27 protein-coding genes are annotated in these 21,378 nt (G+C 67.2%); 16 read left to right on the plus strand and 11 right to left on the minus strand.

The window, feature by feature from the left end; genetic code table 11:
- Positions 1-16: 16 nt before the first annotated feature.
- The 11 genes from FJ694_RS26430 to bamE all read left to right on the plus strand — a co-directional run bounded on the left by FJ694_RS26430 (position 17) and on the right by bamE (position 7,453).
- Positions 17-895 carry a polysaccharide deacetylase family protein gene (locus FJ694_RS26430; RefSeq protein WP_157270445.1) on the plus strand — a complete coding sequence of 293 codons (879 nt, stop codon included), beginning with the start codon at positions 17-19 and terminating at the stop codon, positions 893-895.
- Between the two features lie 13 nt (positions 896-908).
- The gene (locus FJ694_RS26435; RefSeq protein ID WP_157270447.1) at positions 909-1,661 is read left to right on the plus strand and encodes a class I SAM-dependent methyltransferase; all 753 of its coding nucleotides are present in this window, start codon (positions 909-911) and stop codon (positions 1,659-1,661) included.
- Positions 1,658-2,842 carry a beta-ketoacyl-[acyl-carrier-protein] synthase family protein gene (locus FJ694_RS26440; RefSeq protein WP_157270449.1) on the plus strand — a complete coding sequence of 395 codons (1,185 nt, stop codon included), beginning with the start codon at positions 1,658-1,660 and terminating at the stop codon, positions 2,840-2,842. Before FJ694_RS26435 ends, FJ694_RS26440 begins: the two co-directional genes overlap by 4 nt.
- A 23-nt stretch (positions 2,843-2,865) precedes the next feature.
- Positions 2,866-3,642, plus strand: coding sequence for a beta-ketoacyl synthase chain length factor (locus tag FJ694_RS26445; protein ID WP_232540231.1), 777 nt, complete (start codon positions 2,866-2,868; stop codon positions 3,640-3,642).
- Between the two features lie 11 nt (positions 3,643-3,653).
- A complete protein-coding gene (locus tag FJ694_RS26450) occupies positions 3,654-4,094 on the plus strand; it encodes a hotdog family protein (protein WP_157270453.1) in 441 nt (146 codons plus the stop codon).
- 14 nt (positions 4,095-4,108) lie between these two features.
- Positions 4,109-4,840: a 3-oxoacyl-ACP reductase FabG gene (fabG, locus tag FJ694_RS26455; RefSeq protein ID WP_157270455.1), complete on the plus strand. Its 732-nt coding sequence runs from the start codon at positions 4,109-4,111 to the stop codon at positions 4,838-4,840.
- 74 nt (positions 4,841-4,914) lie between these two features.
- Positions 4,915-5,154, plus strand: a complete 240-nt coding sequence (locus FJ694_RS26460; protein WP_157270457.1) for a hypothetical protein — start codon at positions 4,915-4,917, stop codon at positions 5,152-5,154.
- 315 nt (positions 5,155-5,469) lie between these two features.
- Positions 5,470-5,652 (plus strand): hypothetical protein, encoded by a 183-nt coding sequence (locus FJ694_RS26465; protein ID WP_157270459.1) that lies wholly within the window; start codon positions 5,470-5,472, stop codon positions 5,650-5,652.
- Positions 5,653-5,714: 62 nt separating this feature from the next.
- Positions 5,715-6,155, plus strand: coding sequence for a hypothetical protein (locus FJ694_RS26470; protein WP_232540232.1), 441 nt, complete (start codon positions 5,715-5,717; stop codon positions 6,153-6,155).
- A 155-nt stretch (positions 6,156-6,310) separates the two neighbouring features.
- Positions 6,311-6,850, plus strand: a complete 540-nt coding sequence (locus FJ694_RS26475) for a DUF4410 domain-containing protein (protein WP_157270461.1) — start codon at positions 6,311-6,313, stop codon at positions 6,848-6,850.
- A gap of 30 nt (positions 6,851-6,880) precedes the next feature.
- On the plus strand, positions 6,881-7,453 hold the full coding sequence (gene bamE, locus FJ694_RS26480) for an outer membrane protein assembly factor BamE domain-containing protein (protein WP_157270462.1): 573 nt from the start codon (positions 6,881-6,883) through the stop codon (positions 7,451-7,453).
- Between the two features lie 41 nt (positions 7,454-7,494).
- On the opposite strand, the gene FJ694_RS26485 is transcribed toward bamE, so the two are convergent.
- Genes FJ694_RS26485 through FJ694_RS26505 form a run of 5 tightly spaced genes read right to left on the minus strand, consistent with a single transcriptional unit; the run spans position 7,495 to position 12,207 of the window.
- Complete coding sequence (locus FJ694_RS26485) at positions 7,495-8,298, minus strand: glycosyltransferase family 2 protein (protein WP_232540233.1); 804 nt, start codon at positions 8,296-8,298, stop codon at positions 7,495-7,497.
- Positions 8,295-9,044 carry a lysophospholipid acyltransferase family protein gene (locus tag FJ694_RS26490; RefSeq protein WP_157270464.1) on the minus strand — a complete coding sequence of 250 codons (750 nt, stop codon included), beginning with the start codon at positions 9,042-9,044 and terminating at the stop codon, positions 8,295-8,297. Before FJ694_RS26490 ends, FJ694_RS26485 begins: the two co-directional genes overlap by 4 nt.
- A gap of 6 nt (positions 9,045-9,050) precedes the next feature.
- Positions 9,051-9,869, minus strand: coding sequence for a MipA/OmpV family protein (locus FJ694_RS26495; RefSeq protein ID WP_157270465.1), 819 nt, complete (start codon positions 9,867-9,869; stop codon positions 9,051-9,053).
- Entirely contained in the window at positions 9,866-10,873 is a 1,008-nt protein-coding gene (locus FJ694_RS26500; RefSeq protein ID WP_157270467.1) for a chorismate transformation FkbO/Hyg5 family protein, read from the minus strand. The genes FJ694_RS26495 and FJ694_RS26500 overlap by 4 nt, the downstream gene beginning before the upstream one ends.
- Positions 10,870-12,207 (minus strand): NAD(P)/FAD-dependent oxidoreductase, encoded by a 1,338-nt coding sequence (locus tag FJ694_RS26505; RefSeq protein WP_157270469.1) that lies wholly within the window; start codon positions 12,205-12,207, stop codon positions 10,870-10,872. Before FJ694_RS26505 ends, FJ694_RS26500 begins: the two co-directional genes overlap by 4 nt.
- 299 nt (positions 12,208-12,506) lie before the next feature.
- Here FJ694_RS26505 and FJ694_RS26510 point away from each other — a divergent pair, with 299 nt between their 5' ends.
- Positions 12,507-13,760: a cation:proton antiporter gene (locus FJ694_RS26510; protein ID WP_157270470.1), complete on the plus strand. Its 1,254-nt coding sequence runs from the start codon at positions 12,507-12,509 to the stop codon at positions 13,758-13,760.
- A gap of 137 nt (positions 13,761-13,897) precedes the next feature.
- On the opposite strand, the gene FJ694_RS26515 is transcribed toward FJ694_RS26510, so the two are convergent.
- Positions 13,898-14,932, minus strand: coding sequence for an IS630 family transposase (locus FJ694_RS26515; protein ID WP_157270472.1), 1,035 nt, complete (start codon positions 14,930-14,932; stop codon positions 13,898-13,900).
- A 234-nt stretch (positions 14,933-15,166) separates the two neighbouring features.
- On the opposite strand from FJ694_RS26515, the gene FJ694_RS26520 reads away from it, so the two are divergent.
- The 3 genes from FJ694_RS26520 (at position 15,167) to FJ694_RS26530 (ending at position 15,919) form a co-directional block, all read left to right on the plus strand.
- A complete protein-coding gene (locus FJ694_RS26520) occupies positions 15,167-15,319 on the plus strand; it encodes a site-specific integrase (RefSeq protein WP_157270474.1) in 153 nt (50 codons plus the stop codon).
- A gap of 120 nt (positions 15,320-15,439) precedes the next feature.
- Complete coding sequence (locus FJ694_RS26525) at positions 15,440-15,700, plus strand: hypothetical protein (protein ID WP_157270476.1); 261 nt, start codon at positions 15,440-15,442, stop codon at positions 15,698-15,700.
- A 9-nt stretch (positions 15,701-15,709) separates the two neighbouring features.
- Positions 15,710-15,919 carry a hypothetical protein gene (locus tag FJ694_RS26530; RefSeq protein ID WP_157270478.1) on the plus strand — a complete coding sequence of 70 codons (210 nt, stop codon included), beginning with the start codon at positions 15,710-15,712 and terminating at the stop codon, positions 15,917-15,919.
- Positions 15,920-15,937: 18 nt separating this feature from the next.
- Here the strand turns inward: FJ694_RS26530 and FJ694_RS26535 are convergent, their stop codons facing one another.
- From FJ694_RS26535 to FJ694_RS26545, 3 genes are all read right to left on the minus strand, one after another.
- Positions 15,938-16,108, minus strand: coding sequence for a hypothetical protein (locus FJ694_RS26535; protein ID WP_157270480.1), 171 nt, complete (start codon positions 16,106-16,108; stop codon positions 15,938-15,940).
- Positions 16,109-16,121: 13 nt separating this feature from the next.
- Complete coding sequence (locus FJ694_RS37845) at positions 16,122-16,466, minus strand: pyridoxal-phosphate dependent enzyme (RefSeq protein ID WP_157270482.1); 345 nt, start codon at positions 16,464-16,466, stop codon at positions 16,122-16,124.
- Positions 16,467-16,671: 205 nt separating this feature from the next.
- On the minus strand, positions 16,672-17,814 hold the full coding sequence (locus tag FJ694_RS26545) for a GGDEF domain-containing protein (protein WP_157270490.1): 1,143 nt from the start codon (positions 17,812-17,814) through the stop codon (positions 16,672-16,674).
- Here FJ694_RS26545 and FJ694_RS26550 point away from each other — a divergent pair.
- Positions 17,800-18,126 carry a hypothetical protein gene (locus tag FJ694_RS26550; RefSeq protein WP_157270492.1) on the plus strand — a complete coding sequence of 109 codons (327 nt, stop codon included), beginning with the start codon at positions 17,800-17,802 and terminating at the stop codon, positions 18,124-18,126. The genes FJ694_RS26545 and FJ694_RS26550 overlap by 15 nt on opposite strands.
- Before the next feature lie 15 nt (positions 18,127-18,141).
- Here FJ694_RS26550 and FJ694_RS26555 read toward each other — a convergent pair whose 3' ends face one another.
- Both FJ694_RS26555 and FJ694_RS26560 read right to left on the minus strand, forming a co-directional pair.
- On the minus strand, positions 18,142-18,411 hold the full coding sequence (locus FJ694_RS26555; RefSeq protein ID WP_157270494.1) for a ribosome modulation factor: 270 nt from the start codon (positions 18,409-18,411) through the stop codon (positions 18,142-18,144).
- Positions 18,412-18,786: 375 nt separating this feature from the next.
- Complete coding sequence (locus FJ694_RS26560; protein ID WP_198321008.1) at positions 18,787-21,057, minus strand: PAS domain-containing hybrid sensor histidine kinase/response regulator; 2,271 nt, start codon at positions 21,055-21,057, stop codon at positions 18,787-18,789.
- Positions 21,058-21,378: the final 321 nt, after the last annotated feature.

Raw genomic sequence — 21,378 nt, forward strand, 5'->3', positions numbered from 1 at the left:
TGTTGTCCTTCCCCGCATGACCTTCTCATCCACCACGCCCTGGTCGATGCCGCCACTGCTGCGCGTCACCTTCGGCCTGCATGCGGCAGCCGCGGGTGCGCTGCTGCTGCGACCCGAATGGGCGGGCTGGAGCCTGAGTGCCCTGGTGCTCAACCACGCCGCGCTCACGGCCGCGGGGCTGTGGCCGCGCAGCCGCTGGCTGGGGCCGAACCTAGTGCGGCTGCCGCCGGCCAGCGCCGCGCGAGGCGAAGTGGCGCTGACCATCGACGACGGCCCCGACCCGGTTGTCACCCCGGCCGTGCTGGATCTGCTGGAGCGCTACGGCGCGCGCGCCACCTTCTTCTGCATAGCGCGGCAGGCGCGTCGGCACCCGGCGCTGGTGCGCGAGATCGTGGCGCGCGGCCACAGCGTGCAGAACCACAGCGACGTGCACCGCCACAACTTCTCGCTGCTGGGCCCGCGTGGCTTCCTGCGCGAGATCAAGCACGCACAGCAGACACTGACCGAGCTCAGCGGCGAACGCCCCACCTGCTTCCGCGCCCCGGCCGGACTGCGCAATCCCTTCCTGGACCCGGTGCTGCACCGGCTCGGGCTGCGCTTGGCGAGCTGGACGCGACGCGGCTTCGACACCCGCGAGCGCGACCCCGCGCGCGTGCTGCAGCGCCTCGTGCGCGGCTTGGCGGCCGGCGACATCTTGCTGCTGCACGACGGCAACGCCGCGCGCACCGCGCAGGCCCGTCCGGTGGTGCTGGAGGTGCTGCCGCCGCTGCTGGAGCGCTGCCACAAGGCCGGGCTGCGCTGCGTGACGCTGCCGCAGGCCCTGCGTGCCGATCCGCCCACGCCCTCTTCCGCCAACGCCTCGCTGTTGCACGCCGACGCGTCCCGTCCTTCCTGATTTCCGCTGGCTCATGACCACATCCCTTCTCTCCTCCGCGCCGATGGGCGGCGACGCGGCCTGGCAGGCACTGCACCGCGCCGCCTGTGCGCCCTACCGCTCGGCGGGCCGCTTCGCTTGGCATTTCGCGCGCGGCAAGCTCGGCCGGGACCCGGTGTTCCGCGGCCTGCTCGAGCGCGGCGACCTGCTGCCGCGCGCGCGCGTGCTCGACATCGGCTGCGGGCAGGGCCTGCTGGCCAGCCTGCTGGCGGCCATCGACGTCGCGCACGCCCGCGGCGCTTGGCCTGCGTCCTGGCCGGCCGCACCCGCAGGCGCCCGCTACACCGGCATCGAGCTGATGCCGCGCGACGTGGCGCGCGCCCAGGCCGCGCTGGGCCAATTGCCCACGGCGCCACGCTTCGTCTGCGGCGACATGTGCCGCGCCGAGCTGCCCACCTGCGACGTGGCCGTGATCCTGGACGTGCTGCATTACGTGGACCATGCCGCGCAGCAGGGGGTGCTAGAGCGCGTGCGCGACGCGCTGCGCCCGCACGGGCGGTTGCTGCTGCGCGTGGGCGACGCATCCAGCCGGCGCGGCTTCGCCGTCAGCCAGTGGGTGGACCGCGTGGTGACCGTGGTGCGCGGCCACCGCATGCCGCCGACCTGGGGCCGCCCGCTGTCCGAGTGGATCGCGCTGCTGCAGCGCCTGGGCTTCAGCGTGCAGCCGGTACCGATGAGCCGGGGCACTCCCTTCGCCAACGTGCTGCTGGCCGGAGACCTGCAATGAATCCCCTGCCAATCAGCGATTTCACCGCCGCCAGCGCGCTGGGCGTGGGCCGCGATGCGATGCTGTCCACGCTGCGTGCCGGCCGTGGCGGCCTGGCGCCCCGGCGCTTCGAGACTGTCGAGCTGGAGACCTGGATCGGCCAGGTTGAAGGCCTGGACGACGCGCTGCTGCCGACGGAGCTGGCCGAGTGGGAATGCCGCAACAACCGCTTGGCATGGCTTGGGCTGCGTGCCGACGGGTTCGCCGACAGCGTGGCGCAGGCCGTGCAGCGCTGGGGTACGCGCCGTGTGGGCCTGTTTCTGGGCACCAGCACCTCTGCCATCCTGGAGACCGAGATCGCCTACCGCCACCGCGACCCGGACACGGGCGCGCTGCCCCCGGACTTCCATTACGCGCAGACCCACAGCACCGACTCGGTGGCGGGCTTCGCGCGCCGCGTGCTGGGACTGCAGGGACCCGGCTTTGCGGTCTCCACCGCCTGCTCTTCCAGCGCCAAGGTGTTCGCCACCGCGCAGCGCATGATCGCGCTGGGGCTGATCGACGCGGCCGTGGTCGGCGGCGTAGACAGCCTGTGTTTGACCACTCTCCACGGCTTCAACTCACTGGAGCTGCTGTCGCGGGAAGCCTGCCGGCCCTGGGACGCCGGGCGGCACGGCCTGTCCATCGGCGAGGCGGCCGCCTTTGCGCTGCTGGAGCGCGAGTCCGACGCCCCCGCCGCCTGGCTGCTGGGCACGGGCGAGAGCAGCGACGGCCACCACATGAGCAGCCCGCACCCGGAGGGGCTGGGCGCCATTGCTGCGATGCGCGGCGCGCTGGCCCAGGCCGGACTGCAGCCCGAGGCAGTGGACTACGTCAACCTACATGGTACGGCCACGCCCAACAACGACGCCGCCGAGGACGCCGCGGTCCGCGCAGTGTTCGGCACCGGGCTGCCCTGCAGCTCAACCAAGGGCGCCACCGGCCACACCCTGGGCGCGGCCGGCGCCCTGGAGGCGGTGATTTGCATGCTCGCGCTGCGGCACGGTTTCATGCCCGGCGGCCTGAACCGGCACACCCCCGACCCGGCCCTGCAGTGCCACTACCTGGGTGCAAACCATGAGGCGGCGCCGTCGGTGGTGGCGAGCAATTCCTTCGGATTTGGCGGCTCCAACGCCTGCCTCTTGCTGGGTGCGGCGCGATGAGCGGCGGTGTGCTGAGTTGCTGGGTGCGTGGCGTTGGCCTGCTCGGCCCCGGTTTGCGCGACTGGGCCACCGGCCGCGAACTGTTGGCCGACCCGTTGCGCTGGGTGTCGGCGCCCACGGTAGTGCCCGCGCCGTCACGGCTGCCGCCGGCAGAACGCCGGCGCGCGGGAACCATCGTCAAGGTAGGTGTCGCCGTGGCCGACCAGGCCTGCACGCAGGCGGGGCTCGACTCGCGGGACGTGGCCACAGTGTTCAGCGCCTCCACCGGCGACGGCGCCAACTGCCACGCGCTGTGCGAGACGCTGGCAACGCCGCAGCGCGCGGTGTCGCCCACGCGCTTCACGAACTCCGTGCACAACGCGCCCGCGGGCTATTGGCACATCGCCACTGCGTCGCGCGCGCCCTCCACCAGCCTGTGCGCACATGACGCCAGCTTTGGCGCCGGGCTGCTGGAGGCCGCCAGCCAGAGCCTGATTGACCAGCGGCCAGTGCTGCTGGTGGCCAGCGACGCCCCCTACCCGCAGCCGCTGCAGGCCGTGCGCCCGCTGGCGGACGCCATGGGCGTGGCGCTGCTGCTGGACACGGTGCCCGGCGATACGCCGCTGCTGCGCCTGCACATCGGGCTCGGCGACGCGACGCCCGAGAGCTGCGCCCATGCCGGGCTGGAGGCGCTGCGCCTGGGCATTCCGGCCGCGCGCGCTCTGCCGCTACTGCAGCGCATGGCACGCGGCGCGGTGCGACCCTGCGTGCTGGAGTACTTGGACGGCCTGTCGCTGACGGTCGGCGTGGAGCCGGTGTGACGGTGCCGGCCATGCTGGAACGCGCCGACATCGCCGCGCGCATCCCCCACCAGGACCGCATGTGCGTGCTCGACCGCGTGCGCGAGTGGGACGCGGATGGCGTGACCTGCACCACCGGCAGCCATCGCGATGCCGACAATCCCCTGCGCAGCGCCAGCGGTCTGCTGAGCCCCTGCGCCATCGAGTACGCCGCGCAGGCTATGGCGGTGCACGGCGCGCTGGTGGCGCCGCCCGAAGCCGGTCCGCGCCCGGGCTTCCTGGCCAGCGTGCGCGACGTGCGTTTGCACACCGCGCGGCTGGACCTGCTGCCGGGCGACCTGGAGGTCCAGGTCTGGCGTTTGGCCGGAGCCGGCTCGCAGGTGCTTTATCAATTCCGGGTGAGCAGCGATGGCGCCCTCGTGGCCGAGGGCCGCGCCGCCGTGGTGCTGGACACGCCGCTTTCCCTGTCCTGAACGAAGGAAATCTCATGACCCTGGCTGGCAAACGCGCCCTTGTCACCGGCGCCAGCGGTGCGCTGGGCACCGCCATCGCGCGTCAGCTTGCCCGCGATGGCGCGCACGTGCTACTGCAGGCGCACTCGCGCCCTGACGCTGTTGCTGGACTGGCCGAGGAGATCCGCGGCGCTGGCGGCAGCGCCGAGCCGCTGGTGTTCGACGTCAGCGACGCAGCAGCCGCACGCGCCGCCTGCGAGGCGCTGCTGCACAACGGTCCGGTGCAGGTCATTGTTAACAACGCCGGCGTGCACGACGACGCGGTGTTCCCTGGCATGCGCGCCGAGCAGTGGCACCGCGTCATCGACGTCTCGCTGCACGGCTTCTTCCACGTCACGCAGCCGCTGATGCTACACATGCTGCGCACACGCTGGGGCCGCATCCTTAACATATCCTCGGTGGCCGCGCTGGCGGGTAACCGTGGACAGGTCAACTACGCTGCGGCCAAGGGAGCGCTCAACAGTGCCACGCGCGCGCTCTCGCTCGAGGTCGCTAGCCGCGGCGTCACGGTCAATGCCATCGCGCCGGGCATCATTGCTTCGCCCATGGCCGAGCAGACCTTCGACAAGGCAGCCATCGATCAGCTCGTGCCGGCCAAGCGCGCGGGCACACCCGAGGAGGTGGCGGCGCTGGCGAGCTTCCTGGCCAGCCCGCAGGCCGGCTACATCAGCGGGCAGGTGATCTCCATCAACGGCGGGATGTACTGACGACAGGGGCGCCTCGCAAGTCCATACCTGCGATCAGCTGCTGTTGCACACGCTGCTGCAGCTGGCACATCATTGTGCTGGCCGCCCGCGCCGGCGGACGCCTGGCGCAGCGCCGGGGCCGATTGGCGGCAGTGGGGAAGGTCGTCATCGGCATCCTGCTGGGCCCCGCGCTGCCCGGTGCGCTCGCAACGGCGCTGTTCGGGCTCGTGTTCTGCTGCGCCGCGTCCCAGCCGATGCTGCTCCTGTCGCTGGTGGGGCTGCTATTGATGTTACAGATCGGGCTGGGATTCGACCTCGCGTACCCCAACGAGTAGTGACGCTGCTGCTCGGTGCTGGCGGTGTTGGTGGTCGCATCGCTGGAGCCGCCGCATCCGACTCCATCGCCAACCGCCTGGGCTTTTCGCTGCTTGTGTGAAGGTCTTGAAAGACCGCGTGGCTGGCTTCCCCCCAGGTGTCCTTTCTGCACATTTTCTTCAACTTCACCGGGCTTCGCATCGACAGCGGGCTGCTGTGCAGCGGGCCGAGCCGGGGCGGGTGCCTGCTGCTGAGCGCGCTGGCGACGCCGGGCAAGCTCGGCGACTGCCGGCTGGCCGCGTACATCGTGGCGGTGCTGAGGAACATGCGCGCTGATGGAGTTGATCATCAACGTCGGCCACGCGCTGAGCGCGGTTGGGTGCAAGCTGTTCACGTTGCTGATGCTGAAGGCGATCTGCAACACCGTCATCACCGAGTTGGTGCTCGGGCGCCGGCTGCCAAGGCTTGACGCTGCAGCGCCGGTACAACATGGCGAGGCTTGCGGGCGTCCGGCCTGAGGGTGAACGTTCGTAAAATCATGATGCCCCTTTCGGCCGCACTTGATTGAGGATCGAGCGACATGCCCATGAACCTGAAGATGATTGCCAGTGTTGGGATGCTGGCTGCACTGGTTGGCTGCGCCAACCAGCCTGGCGGCGCTCCTGCGACCGGCAGCAGTGCCGGTGTCCCATCAGACGTGCGTATCGTCAAGTCGCGCGACGGCCGCTTCGATGGCGAGTTGGTCGGCAAGGCCGCTGCGGGCAGCAAGTTCTCCAAGTTGGAAATTGGCATGCAGTTCAATGAAGTCACCAAGCTTATCGGCGGCCCCACCAACATGCACACCAGCGAAACTGGCAAGCGCTGGATCCCGTTCTACTTTGGCAACGACGCCACTCGGTTGCAGGCGCACTACAGCGGCGAGGGCTGTCTGACGTTCACTGGCGGTTCCGTCTTCGGTGGTGGAGCCAACGAATTGATCCGCATCACAGCCGACCCCAGTGGAGCCAAATGCGCGGACTGAACGAGGCTTGCACGACCTGAGCGCATGGAGGTCCAACGCTAGGCGTTAGTAAGTTCGCTCTGAAGGGGGAGGCCGTGGCCCGAAAGAGTGAACACGGGCTCCGCAGTGCAGTGCTGCTTCCTAGAATCCAGCCGCACTTTCCTTGGAGAACGTCCATGAAGAAGAAGGCCCTGATCTGGATGCTGCCAGTGGCAGCGTTCGTGCTGAGCGGTTGCGCCGCCAACGTCGTCAAGGGCGGCAGCAACAACATCCGCGTGCCGCCCGAGGCGGCGAAGAAGATCGTGCTGAGCGTGAGCGGCACCCCGACCGTGACCGGCTCGGCCGACTGGGCGCCCTTCCGGGGCGAGCTGCGCAATGCCTTCGCCAACGAGGCCGAGGCCGCCGGCATCGCGTTCGCGATGGGCGACGGCACGCCCCGGCCCACCGGCGAGGCCGGCACGCTGCTAGCGGTACAGGTCAATGACTACCGCTACCTCAACACGGGCGCGCGTTACGGCCTGGGCATCATGACCGGCAACGCCTACGTCAATGCCAACGTGCGCTACCTCGACCTCAAGACTGGTCGTAGCTTCGGCGAGCAGACCGTCAACACCAGCTCCACGGCTTGGCAGGGCGTGTTCTCGGCCATGACCGACAAGCAGTTGCAGGCCATCGCCCATGATGTGGTGGGCGAGATCCGCAAGCCGCAGCGCTGAGCGTCCCTCACCGATTCTTTGGAGGACACCATGGCCATCCGTACCGCCACTGTGGCCCTGCTGATGGCCGCGCTACCGCTGGCTGCCGCTGCACAGTCGCTGCCTGATCCAGGCTACCTGTGTTGCAGCATGCGCACCAACGGCAACTGGATCAGCGATATCAACTATGCCTTCAGCGGCACTCGTATGATCCCGGCGGGTACGCCGGTCACGCCCACCGGTTTCGGGCGCTACCGGGTGCACGTCAGCATTGAGGGCACCCAGCAGGACATCGGCAACGACTACAGCCGCGAGCTCGACATGGGCGTCTTTGCCCGGCGCTACGTAGTGCCCGATAACCCCGCCACCGCAATCGCGAAAATGCCCCGCAAGGTGCGCCAAGCCATCCAGTCCGCGCGGCTGATTCCGGGCATGACACGCGAGCAGGTGCTGATGGCCGTGGGTTATCCCATCACCAGCGAAAACCCTGGCCTGGAATCCAAGGTCTGGCGCTACTGGCTGTCTCGGACCCAGGAATTCCAGGTGGTCTTCGATGGCAAGGACCGCGTGAAGGAAATTACCGCAGCCGATTCGCAAACCCGTGCCCTGGCCGTGATGAACTGAAGCCAAGCCCGGAATTGGCGCTCCCGCGGGTGCAAAGAAACTCAAGGCTGGAACGGCGGGCGCCGCAGCCCGCGGCGCAGCAGCAGCACCGGCAACCGCAGCACGAATTCCAGCACCAGCCGCGTGTGCATCCAGGTCAGCAGCACGTTGTCGCGGCCATAGCGGAAGTGCGAGACGCCGCCCTCCTCGGGCTTGAGGTACTTCACCGGCGCGTCGATGTTGATGGGCTTGACACCGCGCCAAGCCAAGCGCACCACGGCCTCGGTGTCGAAGTCGAAGCGCCGCATCCAGGGCTGGCGCGCCATCACGGTCACCAGCGCCACCACCGGGTAAACGCGGAAGCCGTAGAGCGAATCGCCCACCCCGGCGCCCAGCGTCTCTAGGTCGGTCCAGCCGTTGGAGATGCGCCGCCCGCGCACGCGCAGCAGCGGCGCGCTAGCGTCGAACACCGGCTTGCCCAGGATCATGGCCTCGGGGCGTCGCATCGACGCCTGCATGAAGGCCGGGATCAGCACCGCGGGATGCTGCCCATCGGCGTCCATGGTCAGCGCGTGCGTGAAGCCGGCGGCCTGCGCAGCCTGCAAGCCATGCAGCACGGCCGCTCCCTTGCCCTGGTTGCGCGGTAGCACCCACACGCGCAGCCCGGGGTCGCCCTGTGCCATGCGCTGCAGTTCCTCGGCGGTGCCGTCGTTGCTGCCGTCCACCACTACCCACACCGGACACCACTGTGCGCGTGCCTCGCGCACGGTTTCATAGACCTTCGCACCGGTGTTGTAGCTGGGGATGAGGACGAGGTGCGTGCGCGACGGCGTAGTCACGGTGGCGGGGAAGGTGCTGGAGGTCATTGCTTGCGGGACGCCGGCGGCTTCACGTTTGCGGCGAAATAGTCTTCGAGCTGGCGCAGCAGCGCATCGGCGTCCGGCGAAGGCGCGAAGCGCTCGCCCAAGCGCAGCGTGAACACGATGGGTAGCGGCGGCAAGCGCCAGATTGGCCAGCCCTTGCCGAGATAGGGCGAGTCAGTGTCGATGAACACCGTCTGGATTGGCGCATTGGCCAGCTTGGCGATCAGCGTCACGCCCGGACGGAAGGGGTTGACCGGGTGCTGCGTGGTGCGCGTGCCCTCGGGAAAGATCACGAGCTGGCCGCCGGCACGCAGGTCCTCAATGGCCAGGCGCACCATGCTGCGCGGCGAGTCGTTGCGGATGTAGCGCGCCAGGCGGGCACCAGCGCCCAGGAACAGGTTGCGCATTAGCTGCGCCTTCATGATGCAGGCGCTACGCGGCAGCCGCGCCACCAGCGCCAGCGCGTCGATCATGCTGGGATGGTTGGCCACCACGATCAGCCCGGGCTCGTCGCGCAGCGTGTCGAGCACCCGGTTGTCAATGCGCAGCATGCCGCTGCAGCGGGCGATGCCCCAGAACAGGCGGTAGCCATAGGCAATGCCCGCGCGCCCGACGGCCCGCCCGCGCGGGCGCGGCAGTACTGGGTACAACAGCATCGCGATTGTGTTCCAGGTCAGCGATATCAATCCCAGCAACGCCAGCTGGCCGTGCAGCAGCAGCGTCAGCGGCAGTGCAAGCAAAGACTTCATCCGGCCTCAGTCCTCATCAACTTGTCGATCCGACGCCGCAAACACCCACGACACCGCCACCCCCACGGACCAATGCTGGCGCTGGCGCACCAGCGGACTGTCCAGGAAGCTCGCTCCGCGCAGGTTGTCCCAGCGCAGGAAACCGCCCAACCACCAGTTGTCCACGCGCCGCGACACGGCCCCAAGCAGGTACCCACCGGCCGCGCCGCCGCCGGGGCGGTAGGTCGGGCGCCCTGGCGCGGCCTCCGCCACGGAGACGCCGTAGAACATCTGGTTGTAGCGCTGGTCCTGCGCGATGGCCGCCGCCGCCAGCCCGACGCGCCAGCCGCTCAGGTCGGTCAGGTCGAGGTTGAGCTGCGGCGTGGCGACCCAGCCCTTGAAGCCGCCGTTGGAGCCTACGCCCAGCGCGGCGCGCACGGGCAGCCGCAGGTCGAGCTTCCAGCCCTGGCCGCGACCCAAGGTCCAACTGACGTTGGGACCGAACTCGACCATGGGCGGTAGGTCCTTCATGCCGCGGCGCGCCTCGTTGTCGCTACTGCGCGTGGGCGGACTGGCCGCCAAGCTGAGATCGAAGTCCAGCCGGTCGGTTTCAAGGAGCACGGCACGCGCGCCTTCGCGGTCGGCTTTGAGTATCTCGCCGCGATACACAACGTACGGCACTGGCAGCACCCAGGTGTGCGACTGGTCCGAGCCCCGGTAGTGCGGTAGCTGCAGCACCCCAGCGCCGATGCCCAGCTCCCACCGCGGCTGCGACTGCGCCCACGTCAGCGGCGCGGCCAACATCAGGGTCAGCGCCAGGGGTGCGGCGATGATGTTTTCCCTCATGCGATCAGCTCCCCCGCGGCGCTGCCATGCGCCTCGATCTCAACCAGCAGGTCGGCACGGCAGACGTCGGCCTGCAGCATCACGGCCGAGCGTATGGCGTGCGCATCGGCGCCCAGTCGGTCCTGCAGCACGTGCTGCACCGTAGCGGCGTGCTCGGCATGGCGCACGTAGACCACGCAATCGAAGTCCCGAAGCGCAAGGCGTGCACTGCAGCGCGCCCCGGCCGCGGCAATCACCGTCTGCAGGTTGAGCAGGGTCTCCAGTGTCTGTGCCTCGACATCGTCCGCATGCAGGCTGAGATGGCCAGCGATGCTGGCCGTGCCGGAAATCAGCAGCGCCACTCGTCCCGGCTCCAACGGCACCAGCGCCGCGCGCGAGAAGGTCGGGCTGCGCAGACCGTATTCGCTTGGATAGTGGTAGGCCGGCACTTGGCGCGGGTTCTCCACCGGCACGGCGGCCTGCGTGCCGGCCAGGAAACGCACGCACAGGGGGTCGCCTTGCACGCCTAGGCAGCTGGCGGCCGGCGCTCCCTCGAAGGCCGCCTGGCCGGCGTCCAGGAATGCGAGTTGGCGCCCGGCGTTGAAATGGCGGTAGCGCTCCAGCCCGTCCTGCGCCTCGTTGATGCGCGGCACGTAGTTCCACAGCCGCAGCAGGTGGCGGCACCCGGTGGCCTGCAGCGCGGCAAAGATGTCGGCATAGGCGTGGCGCACCAGTGCCTGCAGCTCGATGCCCTCTGCCGCCTCGTTGATCTCCAGCGCTCCCCAGAGCCAGCGCCCGTCATGGCGCCAGCGCACCCGGCCACTGCGGCCCTGCCGCACCGCGCCGGCGCTGCTCCAGGCGTCTACCATCGGGGCGGCCGACAGCACTGGCGCGCGCACCGCGTCCGGGCCATCGCCATAGCCCAAGCCACCGAGCAGCGTGTTCGTGGGCAGACACTGCGGCCAAGCCGCAAGCGCCATGCGCCGGACCTGCAACGGCGCGGCGGAAAGGATCGACGTCGTCATGACTGGATGGTCTCTCCCTGCAGCGGCCCGAGGTCGCGGATGTTTCGCCGACGCATCTTCCAGGCGGTGAAGGTGCGCCGCGCATGGCCTAGCGATACCAGGTAGTACAACGCCTTGAGGATGCGCAGCGAACGCCAGATCGGCGTGCCGCGGTAGAGATCACCAGCCAGCAGCGATAGCAGCGCCTCCTTCACCCGGAACATGTTCTGCGGGTACATGAAGAACTCGCGCATGGTCGGGTTGGTGACGCGGAAGATGAACCACGAGAACTCGCGCGGGCCCTTGCGCATCATGGCCTCGAAGCGCTGCCGCGCGCGCGCGGCGTCCGCGCCCGGGCGATCCAGGCAGGTGGCGACGACATCGACGCCCTCGAACGCACTTTGCATGGCTAGAAACACGCCTGAGGAGAACACCGGGTCGATGAAGGCGAAGGCGTCCCCTAGCAGCAGGTAGCGCTCGCCGCTGCAATGCGTGGCGCTATAGGAGTAATTGCCCGTGGCGTGCACCACGTCGTCCACCAGCGTGGCGTCCTTGAGCCGCTCGGCGAGCTTGGGACACAGGGCGATGGTGTCGGCAAAGAAAGCCTTAAGCGGCTTGTTGCGCGACTTCAGGTAGTACGGCCAGCACACTGCGCCCACGCTGGTGGTGCCGTCGGCCAGTGGAATGAACCAGAACCAGCCGTGAGCGAACCAGAAGATGGTGATGTTGCCTTCGAGCTGCCCGGGCAGACGCTGCGCGTTGCGGAAGTGGCCGAACAGTGCAGAGCTGTTGTGCTTGGGGTTCTTCTTCTTGGCGCGCATCCTGTTGGCCAGGAAGGTGTCGCGGCCCGACGCATCGATCACGAAGCGCGCACGCCAGCGGCGCTCGTGGCCGTCAGCGAGCTGTGCCTGCACCGTGGCGCCCTCGGCATCAAAGTCCACCTCGCGCACGCGGCAGTTCTCCAGCGCGCGCGCGCCCTGCGCCGCAGCATGGCGGAACAGGAGCTCGTCCAGCTCCGAGCGCCGCACCTGCCAAGCATAGGGCAGCGACTTGTCCCAGGCGTCGCCGAATTCCAGGAAGCTGGAGTGCTCGTGCTGCGGCGAAACAAATTCCACACCCCATTTGGGCATGCCGATGCGTTCCACCTCCCCGCGCAGCCCGAGCTTGTCGAACAGGGGCACGTTGGCTGGCAGCAGTGACTCGCCGATGTGGAAGCGCGGATGCTGCGACTTTTCCAGCATTACCACGTCGCGTCCCTGCTGCGCTAGTAGCGTGGCGATGGTGGAGCCGGCGGGGCCGCCGCCGATGACGAGCACGTCGCAGTGTTCAGTCGCCTGCAGGGAAGAAGCGGTCATTTAGAGTTCTCGGCGGGACGGGCAAACAGCAGTCGGTATAGGGAAACGGAAGGCCATGGCCGCCGCGGGGACATGTGGAAGCGCAATTGTGCCTTGCCCCTCTGCTCGGCCGGTGCGCAGTTGGTCACACCGTGCCAGATGCCGGGAAGGCCAGAGAGGGCCTCCTGCCGTGCCCCCCCTGGTGCAACCGCAGTGCCGATGGGCAGGTCTGATGAACTGGGCGGCAAGCCATGCGTGCAAACGGCAAAGCCCATAATCCCGCGCCGCCCGGACATCGATAGCGTCACCTGCCCACTGCAATGCCCACCTCGCAATACTCGGTCTACTTCTTCGCACAGGCGGCAGTCATCGTCCTGGTGTCGCAACTGGTGGGGCGCCTGGCGCAACGCCTGGGCCAGCCGCAGGTCGTGGGCGAGATGATCGCCGGCGTCATGCTCGGCCCCTCGTTGTTCGGCTTGCTTCTACCCGGCGTCCAGCAGGCCCTCTTCCCCAAGCCGACCATGGCGATGCTCTACGTCGTAGCCCAACTCGGCGTGGGCTTGTACATGTTCCTCGTCGGCATGGAGTTCCGGGCCGACCACTTCAAGTCACGTGCACGCAGCGCGATGTCGGTGTCGGTCGCGGGCATCGTGCTGCCGTTCACCCTGGCATTTGCGCTGACGCCATGGCTGCACACCGTTCCCGGGCTGTTCGCCGAGAAGACGCGATTGAGCGAGGCTGCGCTCTTCCTCGGCGCCGCCATCGCGATCACCGCGTTCCCGATGCTGGCACGCATCATCCACGAGCGCGGGTTGGCGGGCACCTCGCTGGGCACGCTCGCACTGACGGCTGGCGCGGTGGACGACGCAGCCGCCTGGTGCATCCTGGCCATCGTACTGGCGAGCTTCGGCGGCAGCTGGTTCGGCGCCTATGTGGCCATTGGCGGCGGCATCGGGTTTGCGCTGTTCATGATCTTTGTGGGCAGCAGGCTGCTGCGGCAGCTGGCACGCTGGGCGCACCCCGACCAGCCCTTGCCTGCCAGCCTGATGGCCGTGGTGCTGGTGATGTTTTCGCTGTGCGCATTCGCGATGGATGCGATCGGCATCCACGCGGTGTTCGGCGGCTTCCTGCTGGGCTGTGTCATGCCGCGCGGGCCGCTGACCGAGAAGCTGCGTGCGGCGCTGCAGCCTTTCGTCGTGGTGTTCCTGCTGCCGATGTTTTTCACGTACTCAGGGCTGAACACGCGACTGGACATGCTGTTCGAACCAGCGATTTTTGTTGCGGCGCTGGCTATCCTGGCCGCTTCGTTCGGCGGCAAGCTTTTCGCCTGCTGGGTCGCGGCACGGTTGAGCGGCGAGTCCAGCCGCAACGCCATGGCCATCGGTGCACTGATGAACGCGCGCGGGCTGATGGAGCTGATCATCATCAACATCGGCCTGGCCGCTGGAGTCATCCTGCCGGGCCTGTTCTCGGTGCTTGTGCTGATGGCGGTCTTGACTACGCTGCTGGCCACGCCGCTGTTCAATTGGGTCACTCATCGCGTGGGTGCCGGTGCCGCCGTCGCCGAGACCTGACTTGATCAGCCTGCAGAGAGACTCCGTACCGCATGGCTTGCTTGTCGCAACCAGCCAACCACGAATCGCCCAAGGAACTCTGGCTCAATGTGTTGGCGCCGGGTGAGAATTATTGAGCCGGCATCAATGAACTTGAATCAGGCGGCATAGCGAACCGGCTCGTGCTCGAAGTAGCTGCGAATGCGTTCGGGCCGTCGCTGCACGCTGCGCAGGTGCTGTGCGGTGGCCTTGACGAGTTGCAGCTTCGTGCGCGCCGGCGCCAGCTTCGTGACGGCCTGCTTCAGGTCCGCGTTGGCCATCTCGTCGGGGTTGAGCTCGGGGCTGTAGCTGGGCAAGTAGAACACCTCGATGGCCTCGTGATGCTTGGTCAGCCATGCCTTGACGGGCTTGGCGTGGTGAACACGCAGGTTGTCCAGGATGAGGAAGATCTTCTTGGGCGCGCCTTTGATGAGCCGGCGCAGGAAGTCGATGAGGATGGCTGAGTTGAGCGCGCCGTCGAAGATCTTCCAGCGCATCTGGCCGCGGTTGGTAACGGTGGAGATGACCGACAGGCCATGGCGCTTGTTGTTGACGCGCACCAGCGGCGTTTGCCCCTTGGGAGCAAAGCCACGGCCATGCACGTCGTCACTGCGCAGCCCGCTTTCATCGCCCCAGTGGATTTCGGCGCCTTCGGCCCTGGCGCGCGTGGCGATGACGGGGTAGTCCTCTTCCAGCCACTTCCTCACCGCCGCGGGCGACTGCTCGTAGGCCTTCTTCATGGGCTTTTGGGGTGTGAAGCCCCAGCGCGAGAGGTACAGCCCCATCGTGCGCACAGGCAACCGGATGCCAAAGCGCTGCTCAATGAGTTGTGCCACCGCCTGGCGCGTCCACAGCGCGTAGACCATCTTCAACTGGTCCGGCGTCTTGTCGGCGATCAGGCGCTGCACTTCATCCTCCTGGCGGGCGTCGAGCCGGCGGTGCTGGCCGACCCTGCGGCCTCCCTCGGCGTCGTGCAGCCCTTCAGCACCCTTGGTCGCGTGGCGCTTGCAGATGTCGAACACCCCTGTGCGGCTCAGGCCCGTGAGCGCTGCGATCTCGTCGTAGGTGTGCTCGGCCTCGCGCAGCCGGATCACCTGCGCGCGCCTCTCGTGCCGCGCCTCGCGCGACAGTGATCTCATGTCCGTTGCCTTCATCACAGCGGGATCATGACGTGACAGGATTTCAAGAACGTTACTGCCGGCTCAATAGCCGTTTTCTGTCAACTTGCCGACGATCTGCTGAACCAGGGACTGCGATGCAAGTCGTTGAGTGGGCGAGCAATTTCCTGATCCAGGGCGGCGCAATGCTTTCTCGGCACGGCGGCTCATTCTAGCGTCGGCGTCAACAAGCGCGCGGACTTCAGGGCCGAGGACTTCAGCGGGCACAGCTTGCGCGCAGGGGTTCTCACCAGCGCTGCCGAGGCCGGCGCCGGCGTGCCCAAGCTCCTGGAAGTCAGCCGCCACCGCAGCCTCGACACCGTGAGCGGCTACGTGCGCAGCGCCGAGCTTTTCAAGGACCACGCCGGTGCTGGGCTGCTGTAAATGCAGAATCAACCGTGCGTCGTGCATCGCCGCCAGCAACGCTGTCGCTGCCTGACTCCGGGCGCTGGAGTTGCTGGCCGCGATGATCCCGGCGCACGCCATCCCAGCGAGGCGAGCCCCATGACCATCCACCTCCCCGACCGACCAGGCCGCTACGGCTACGGCCCGGACATGCCCCGTGGCCGCATCGACGTGCAGCAGCTCGCCGGCGGCGCTGGCTTCACCATAGTCCGCGTCATCGACGGCGAGACGTGGTTTCCCCTCAACGAGCGCGATAACCCAACGTGGCTGACGTGGAGCAACGCCATACAGGCGGCGGCGTGGGTGTACACGGTGAAGCCCGTGCGGGACTGGCCGCATTGGGGCGCGGCGACGGCTTGAGAACGTCCGATGCAGTCGTACGAGACGCCCCTGGAAAGGGCAAGGCGGCGCGTCATCGAGGCGGAGCGCCAAGTAACTGCGCAGCTGGAGCTGATCGCGGAGTTGAGCCGCGCGCAGCACAACACGGCCGCCGAGTGGGCCGAGCTGCAGGACATGTGCAAACACCTCCGGTACGCTCGCGCTGAACTGGATGGGCGGCTGGCCGACGGCGAGAACTGATCTGGCGCGGATGAAGGTCTACAGCAGCAGCCTCAACGCCAACAGGCACTCCACCGCAACGATGGTGCCGATGCTCGACCACAGCAGTGCAGGGCCAGCCTTGGGCCGCTGATCGATCATGCCGACGCCAGCCGTTGCGACAGGCACGGCCAGGACCGCGAGCGCAAGCAGTGCCGCGATGGTTTCCATGGAACTCCCTCTCTCACTGAACCTTTTGTTGTCCGCAGGTGCGGTGTGCAGTGGATTCTCCCTCGGTGTCATGACACCCGATGCTGCCGGCCTGGCGTTCGTGGCCACCAGCACGCGATCGCAGTCCGCCTGCTGCCGAACTTGTTTCCCTGGCGACATCCCCGTGCCCTGCGTTGCCGCCCGAGGACGACAGCAGGCGCCGCGCACCGCGGGCGGCGTGCACCTCGCAGGCATGCCCGACGCCGCGCAGCTTGAACGAGCCACTGGGCTGCAGCGCCTCCAGCTTTAGCCAGACACGTTGGCCGGAGTGGCTAAAGGCATCGGATTCGACGAGCGGGGTCTGCAGATGGATGGGCATGGGCGCGGGACAAGAGGTTGCAGCCCGTGTAAGCCTTCAACAAGACACGCCGGGCAAGCTACCGATTCTCCCAGGAGACCATACCCGGCCAAAGGCAAGCGGTGCTGACCTCGCAGGGTTCCTGCTAATAACTTGGGCGCTGCCTCGGGACGCGCTCATCGAGTGTCTCTTGGCCAACGGCTGCACTGAAGCGCCGGCTCGCCGGTCAATCCGTACCGCTGATACACAGCCTGTCGCGGCCGGCCCGCTTGGCTGCATACAGCGCCGTGTCGGCTCGGCGCAGGAGCGCATCCAGGTCCATGTCGGCGTCCTGCAACAGTGCCAACCCACTGCTGAAGCTCACCGGGCTGCCCAGTTGCGCCTGCCCCGCACGCTGCAAGAGCGTACGCAGCCTGGCGTCCACTTCCATGGCCTGTGCCTGGTCGCAGTGCCGCAGCACCACCAGGAACTCCTCACCACCCCAGCGGCAGCTCAAGTCGGTCTGGCGCAGGCACAGCCGCAAGTGCTCGGCCGTCAGCTGCAGCACCTTGTCGCCCATCTCGTGGCCCAGCGTATCGTTGATGCGCTTGAAGTGGTCCAGGTCCACTAGGATCAGGGCCAGCGGCTCATGGTGGCGGCGTGCCATCGCGAACGCCAGCCCGGCGTGCTCCATGGCGCCACGCCGGTTGAGCAGCCCGGTCAGGCCATCGGTGATGGCCAGCTGCTGCAGCGCTGCGCTGGCTTCCTCGTGCCAAGCCGCGAGCAACGCCATCGTGATCAGTGCCAACGCCACGTGCTGCAGAACCGCCCCGGCGACGTTGAGCGGGTGCGGGGTGCGCAACTCGGGGTACAGCGAAGTGAAGAAAGCGCCCAGGATGCCGCGACCCAGCGTCACCACCATCAGCGCGGCGGCGGCGACGAGCACCACACCGCGCCAGCGGCGCCCTTTCTTGCCGGCCGGCCAGGCACAGGCCAGCACGATGGCACCCAGCATCGCAGCCAACCCGGCGTTGGACCAGCCTACGCGCCAGGCGTAGCTGTCAAAGCCCAGCCCGTAGCCCATGGGGGTGAGGAACGCCACGGCCCGCACGAAATTGCACCCGGGACGACGCTCCAGCCAGCAGTCGATAGCATGCCAGATCGACACGAGGCTCGCACCCAGCAGCGTGATCCACAGGGTGGACAGAAACCGGTCGTGGACCGCGCGTGCCAGCAACAGGGCGACCCAGGCCAGGGCCTGCAACACGGCCGCGCCAATCATCCAGCGAGCGCCTGGGCTGCTGCGTGTACCTACCAGGATCGGAAGCGCGACGGCGCTGGCGAACACTCCAGCCAGCATCGTTATGAGAGCAGTTTGAATATCGAGCACAGCACTGGCCTTTTTTTCAATCGGGCAGCCCGATCACACTGCGCAGCGGTTGAAGGCAAGTCGATATGGTGCTGCTGCATATTCCCTCAGCTCGCTGGTAAAGCACAGACATGGACGTCCTTCCCGCTGTTTGCGTTTATCAGCACTGGCGGCACTGGCCTGAAAAATACTTTGCTCAAAGTGCAAAGTGCACGCACAAGGCAATGGTTCGATAAAATGCTCAAAGAAAAACTGGGTGACATCACACGGAATAGCGGCAAGCACGCCACGAGGTGTGCATGGAAGCAAGAGTGGCTTGCAACTATCGATTGATCGGTGCTTGCATTGTCATTTCAGCAAACTCTCGATGAATCTTTTCCAGATGCTTGGTCGCGGTTGCGCTATTTCTCGGGTGTCCTTGCCCCCTTGGAGATCGCTGTCGTTGAAGGCACGGTTTTCATGTTTGTCCACTGACTGGCCATTGGCATGAATGCCTTGTACCCACCCTTCCAGCCATGCTCTGGCCTCTGCTGTGCCACTGGGATAGGGAAGCTTGCTGTCCATGGATTGACCCGCATGGAAGCCTTCCATCCAGATCTTCTTCTTGTCGATCGACATATTGTCTTCCACCAACGCTCTGAGAGGGGAGCTCTTGTAATTTCCTGCGCAGGCGTTTTTGTTTCATGCTTCGGAGCGCAAATGTGTTGCACATCAGAGCCCCACAATAAACCGGCACCGTCATACTGCTGAGCGCACGAAACACCTTCTCAGAATTTCAATAAATCAAAGCCATGAATTCGGGTGCCGACCTTGTTCAGGCAATCGTGAGCAACGTCGCGTAGAAATTCTTCCACGATTGACTTTTCCCATAGGAACCTTCGACAAACGAGGCCTGCCATTAAGAGCTTGTGCCCCGGCACTTGTGAAATGTTTGTGTCGCACCTGCTCCTCGGACAGAGTGGACGGCCGGCGCTCCGGAGTTCTGCTTGCCGGCTACACCAGCCCGAAGGGCAATTCCACGCTGAAGATGCTGCCCTGCGCCGGTTGGCTTTGCACGGCCAGCGTGCCGCCCATCATGTCGACCAGGCGGCGCACGATGGACAGCCCCAGTCCCGTGCCGCCGAAGCGCCGCGTCGTGGTGCTGTCGGCCTGCATGAACGGCTCGAAGATGCAGGCCTGCTGCTGCGCCGTGATGCCGATCCCCGTGTCCTGCACCTCGAAGCGCAATGTCACGTGTGAGCCTTCGTTCGCCAGTGGCAAGGCACGCAGCGTGACGAGGCCCTCGTGAGTGAACTTCACGGCGTTGCTCAGCAGGTTGAGCAGCACCTGCTTGAGCCGCAGCGGATCGCCGCGCAGCCGCGCCGGCAGTTCGGGCGCGGCCTGCAGCCGCAGCTCGAGCCCCTTGGCATCGGCCTGGGGCTGCATGAGCGCGCACACGGCATCGAGCACCGCTGCGGGTTCGAAGACGGCTTCCTCCAGCTGCATCACGCCCGACTCGATACGCGAGAGGTCCAGCACGTCATCGATCAGCGCCAGGAGTTGCTCGCCGGCCTGGCGGATGGGGCCGACAAAGCGCACCATGTCCTGGGGCAGCTGACGCTGCAGCAGCAGCTCGCTGAGCCCGATAACGGCATTGAGCGGCGTGCGCAACTCGTGGCTCATGTGGGCCAGGAACGCACTCTTGGCCTGGCTGGCAGCCTCGGCCTCGCGGGTGCGCTGGCGCAGCGTCTCCTCCATCGCCTTGCGCTCGCTGAGATCGGTGATGCTGGCGATGAATCCAGCAGCGGCTCCCTGGTCAGCGCCCAGCATGCCGAAGCTCACCAGGGCGGGAAACCGTGTGCCGTCAACGCGCACGCAGGTGAATTCGCCCCGGTGCCGTGCCCGTCGGTCGCTGGTGTTGCCGTTTGTGCCGGGCGCCAGCAGGCCCACCAGCTCCGCCGGCAGCCAGTGGGCATCGGCACGCAGTTCCTCCACCAGCAGGAACTCCAGCACCTCTCGTCCCATCGCCTTTGCAGCGGGCAGGCCCAGCATGCGCTCCGCAGCCGGATTGAGCAGGGTAATACGCCCTGCGGCGTCCGCGGCCACGATGGCGCTGGCGGCCGTGTCGAGGATCAAACGCAGCTCGGCCGTGCGTTGTTGCACGCGCTGCTCCAGCTGCTGCTGGGTGCAGTACTGGTCATGCACGTCAATGGCCGTGCCGAACCAGAGCGAAGCGTGACCTTGGGCATCGAAACAGGGCTCGCTGCGCGCCAGGTGCCAGCGCCAGGCGCCATCGTGGCGGCGGATGCGGTGCTCGGCCACGAAGCTTGTCCGTGCCTGCAGCGCCTGGTGCCAGCGCTGCAGCGACGCAGGCCGGTCTTCGGGGTGGATGACCACCAGCCAGCCCAGACCCAGTGCCTGGCTCATGTCCTGGCCGGTGTACTCGCTCCAGCGTCCATTGAACCACTGGACGCGCCCACCAGCGTCGTTGCTCCACAGCAAGTCGGGCACCAGGTCCGCGATGGCGCGAAACCGTGCCTCGCTCTCGCGCAACGCCTGTTCGGCCACGCGCCTGTCATGGATGTCCACCGATACCCCGAACCAGCGCAGGATCTGCCCACTGGCCGGATCACGGTAGGGCGCCGCACGCACGAGAAACCAGCGCCACTGGCCGCTGGCCGAGCGAAGCCGCATCTCGGTCTCGTAGGGACGTCCCTCGCGACGGGCCTCATTGAAGACCATGGCACTCGGGCGCACGTCGTCCGGATGGATGAAACGCGCCACATCGCCAACGGAAGTCGCCGCTCCGATGGGCACACCGGCGTACTCGGTCCAGCGCTGGTTGACGTAGAGCGTGGCGCCCTCTGCATCCGTGATCCACAGGATCTGCGGTACCGCGTCAGCCATGAGGCGCAGCTGGTGCCGGTGTTCGTGCGCCAATGCCGTCGACTCCAGCAGCGTGGCCAGCACGCCCGCAACGCGGCCTGCTTCGTCATGCAGCGGTGCCAGGCCCAGCGACCATGGCGCGCCCATGTTCGCGGCGACTGCGCCAAGCTCGCGCGCCACGACGGGCTCGCCCGTGTGCATGACCCGCTCCAGCAGCGGCGACAGCGGCGTCCAGGCATCGTGCCAGGCCTGGGCAGCGGGCACGCCCAGGGCCGTGTGCCCGGCATCGAGCAGTGCACAGGCTGCGTCGTTGGGAATCTGCAGCAGCTGCGGCCCCCACCACAGCAGGCTGGGACGGCCACTGGCCAGGCATTGCGCCACGGCAGCACGCAGGCTCATGGGCCATGTCTGGACCGCGCCCAGTGATGTGGTTTCCCAGGCATGGCAGTGAACCTGGTGCGCCATGGCCCCCGGGACTGCAGCGCCGCCCTGCGGTCTTAGGTCCACGAAGCGCTCCTTGCCGAGCATGGCAGTGCCGCACGGCAACGTGTTGCCCTGCACCAGATACCGCTGCGCACTTCGTTGATGTGGCAACTGGATGAACCATCGCGGTTCCTCCTTGGCGACACCTGCACTTCAACGGCACCTTGCAGCCAAGCGCAGCGCTTCTCTTCCTCACCAATGTCGCTCAGCGGCCTGGCTGCCCGCACACAGCTCGAG

This window comes from Azohydromonas aeria (assembly GCF_009760915.1).
Taxonomy (GTDB): Bacteria; Pseudomonadota; Gammaproteobacteria; order Burkholderiales; family Burkholderiaceae_C; genus Azohydromonas; species Azohydromonas aeria.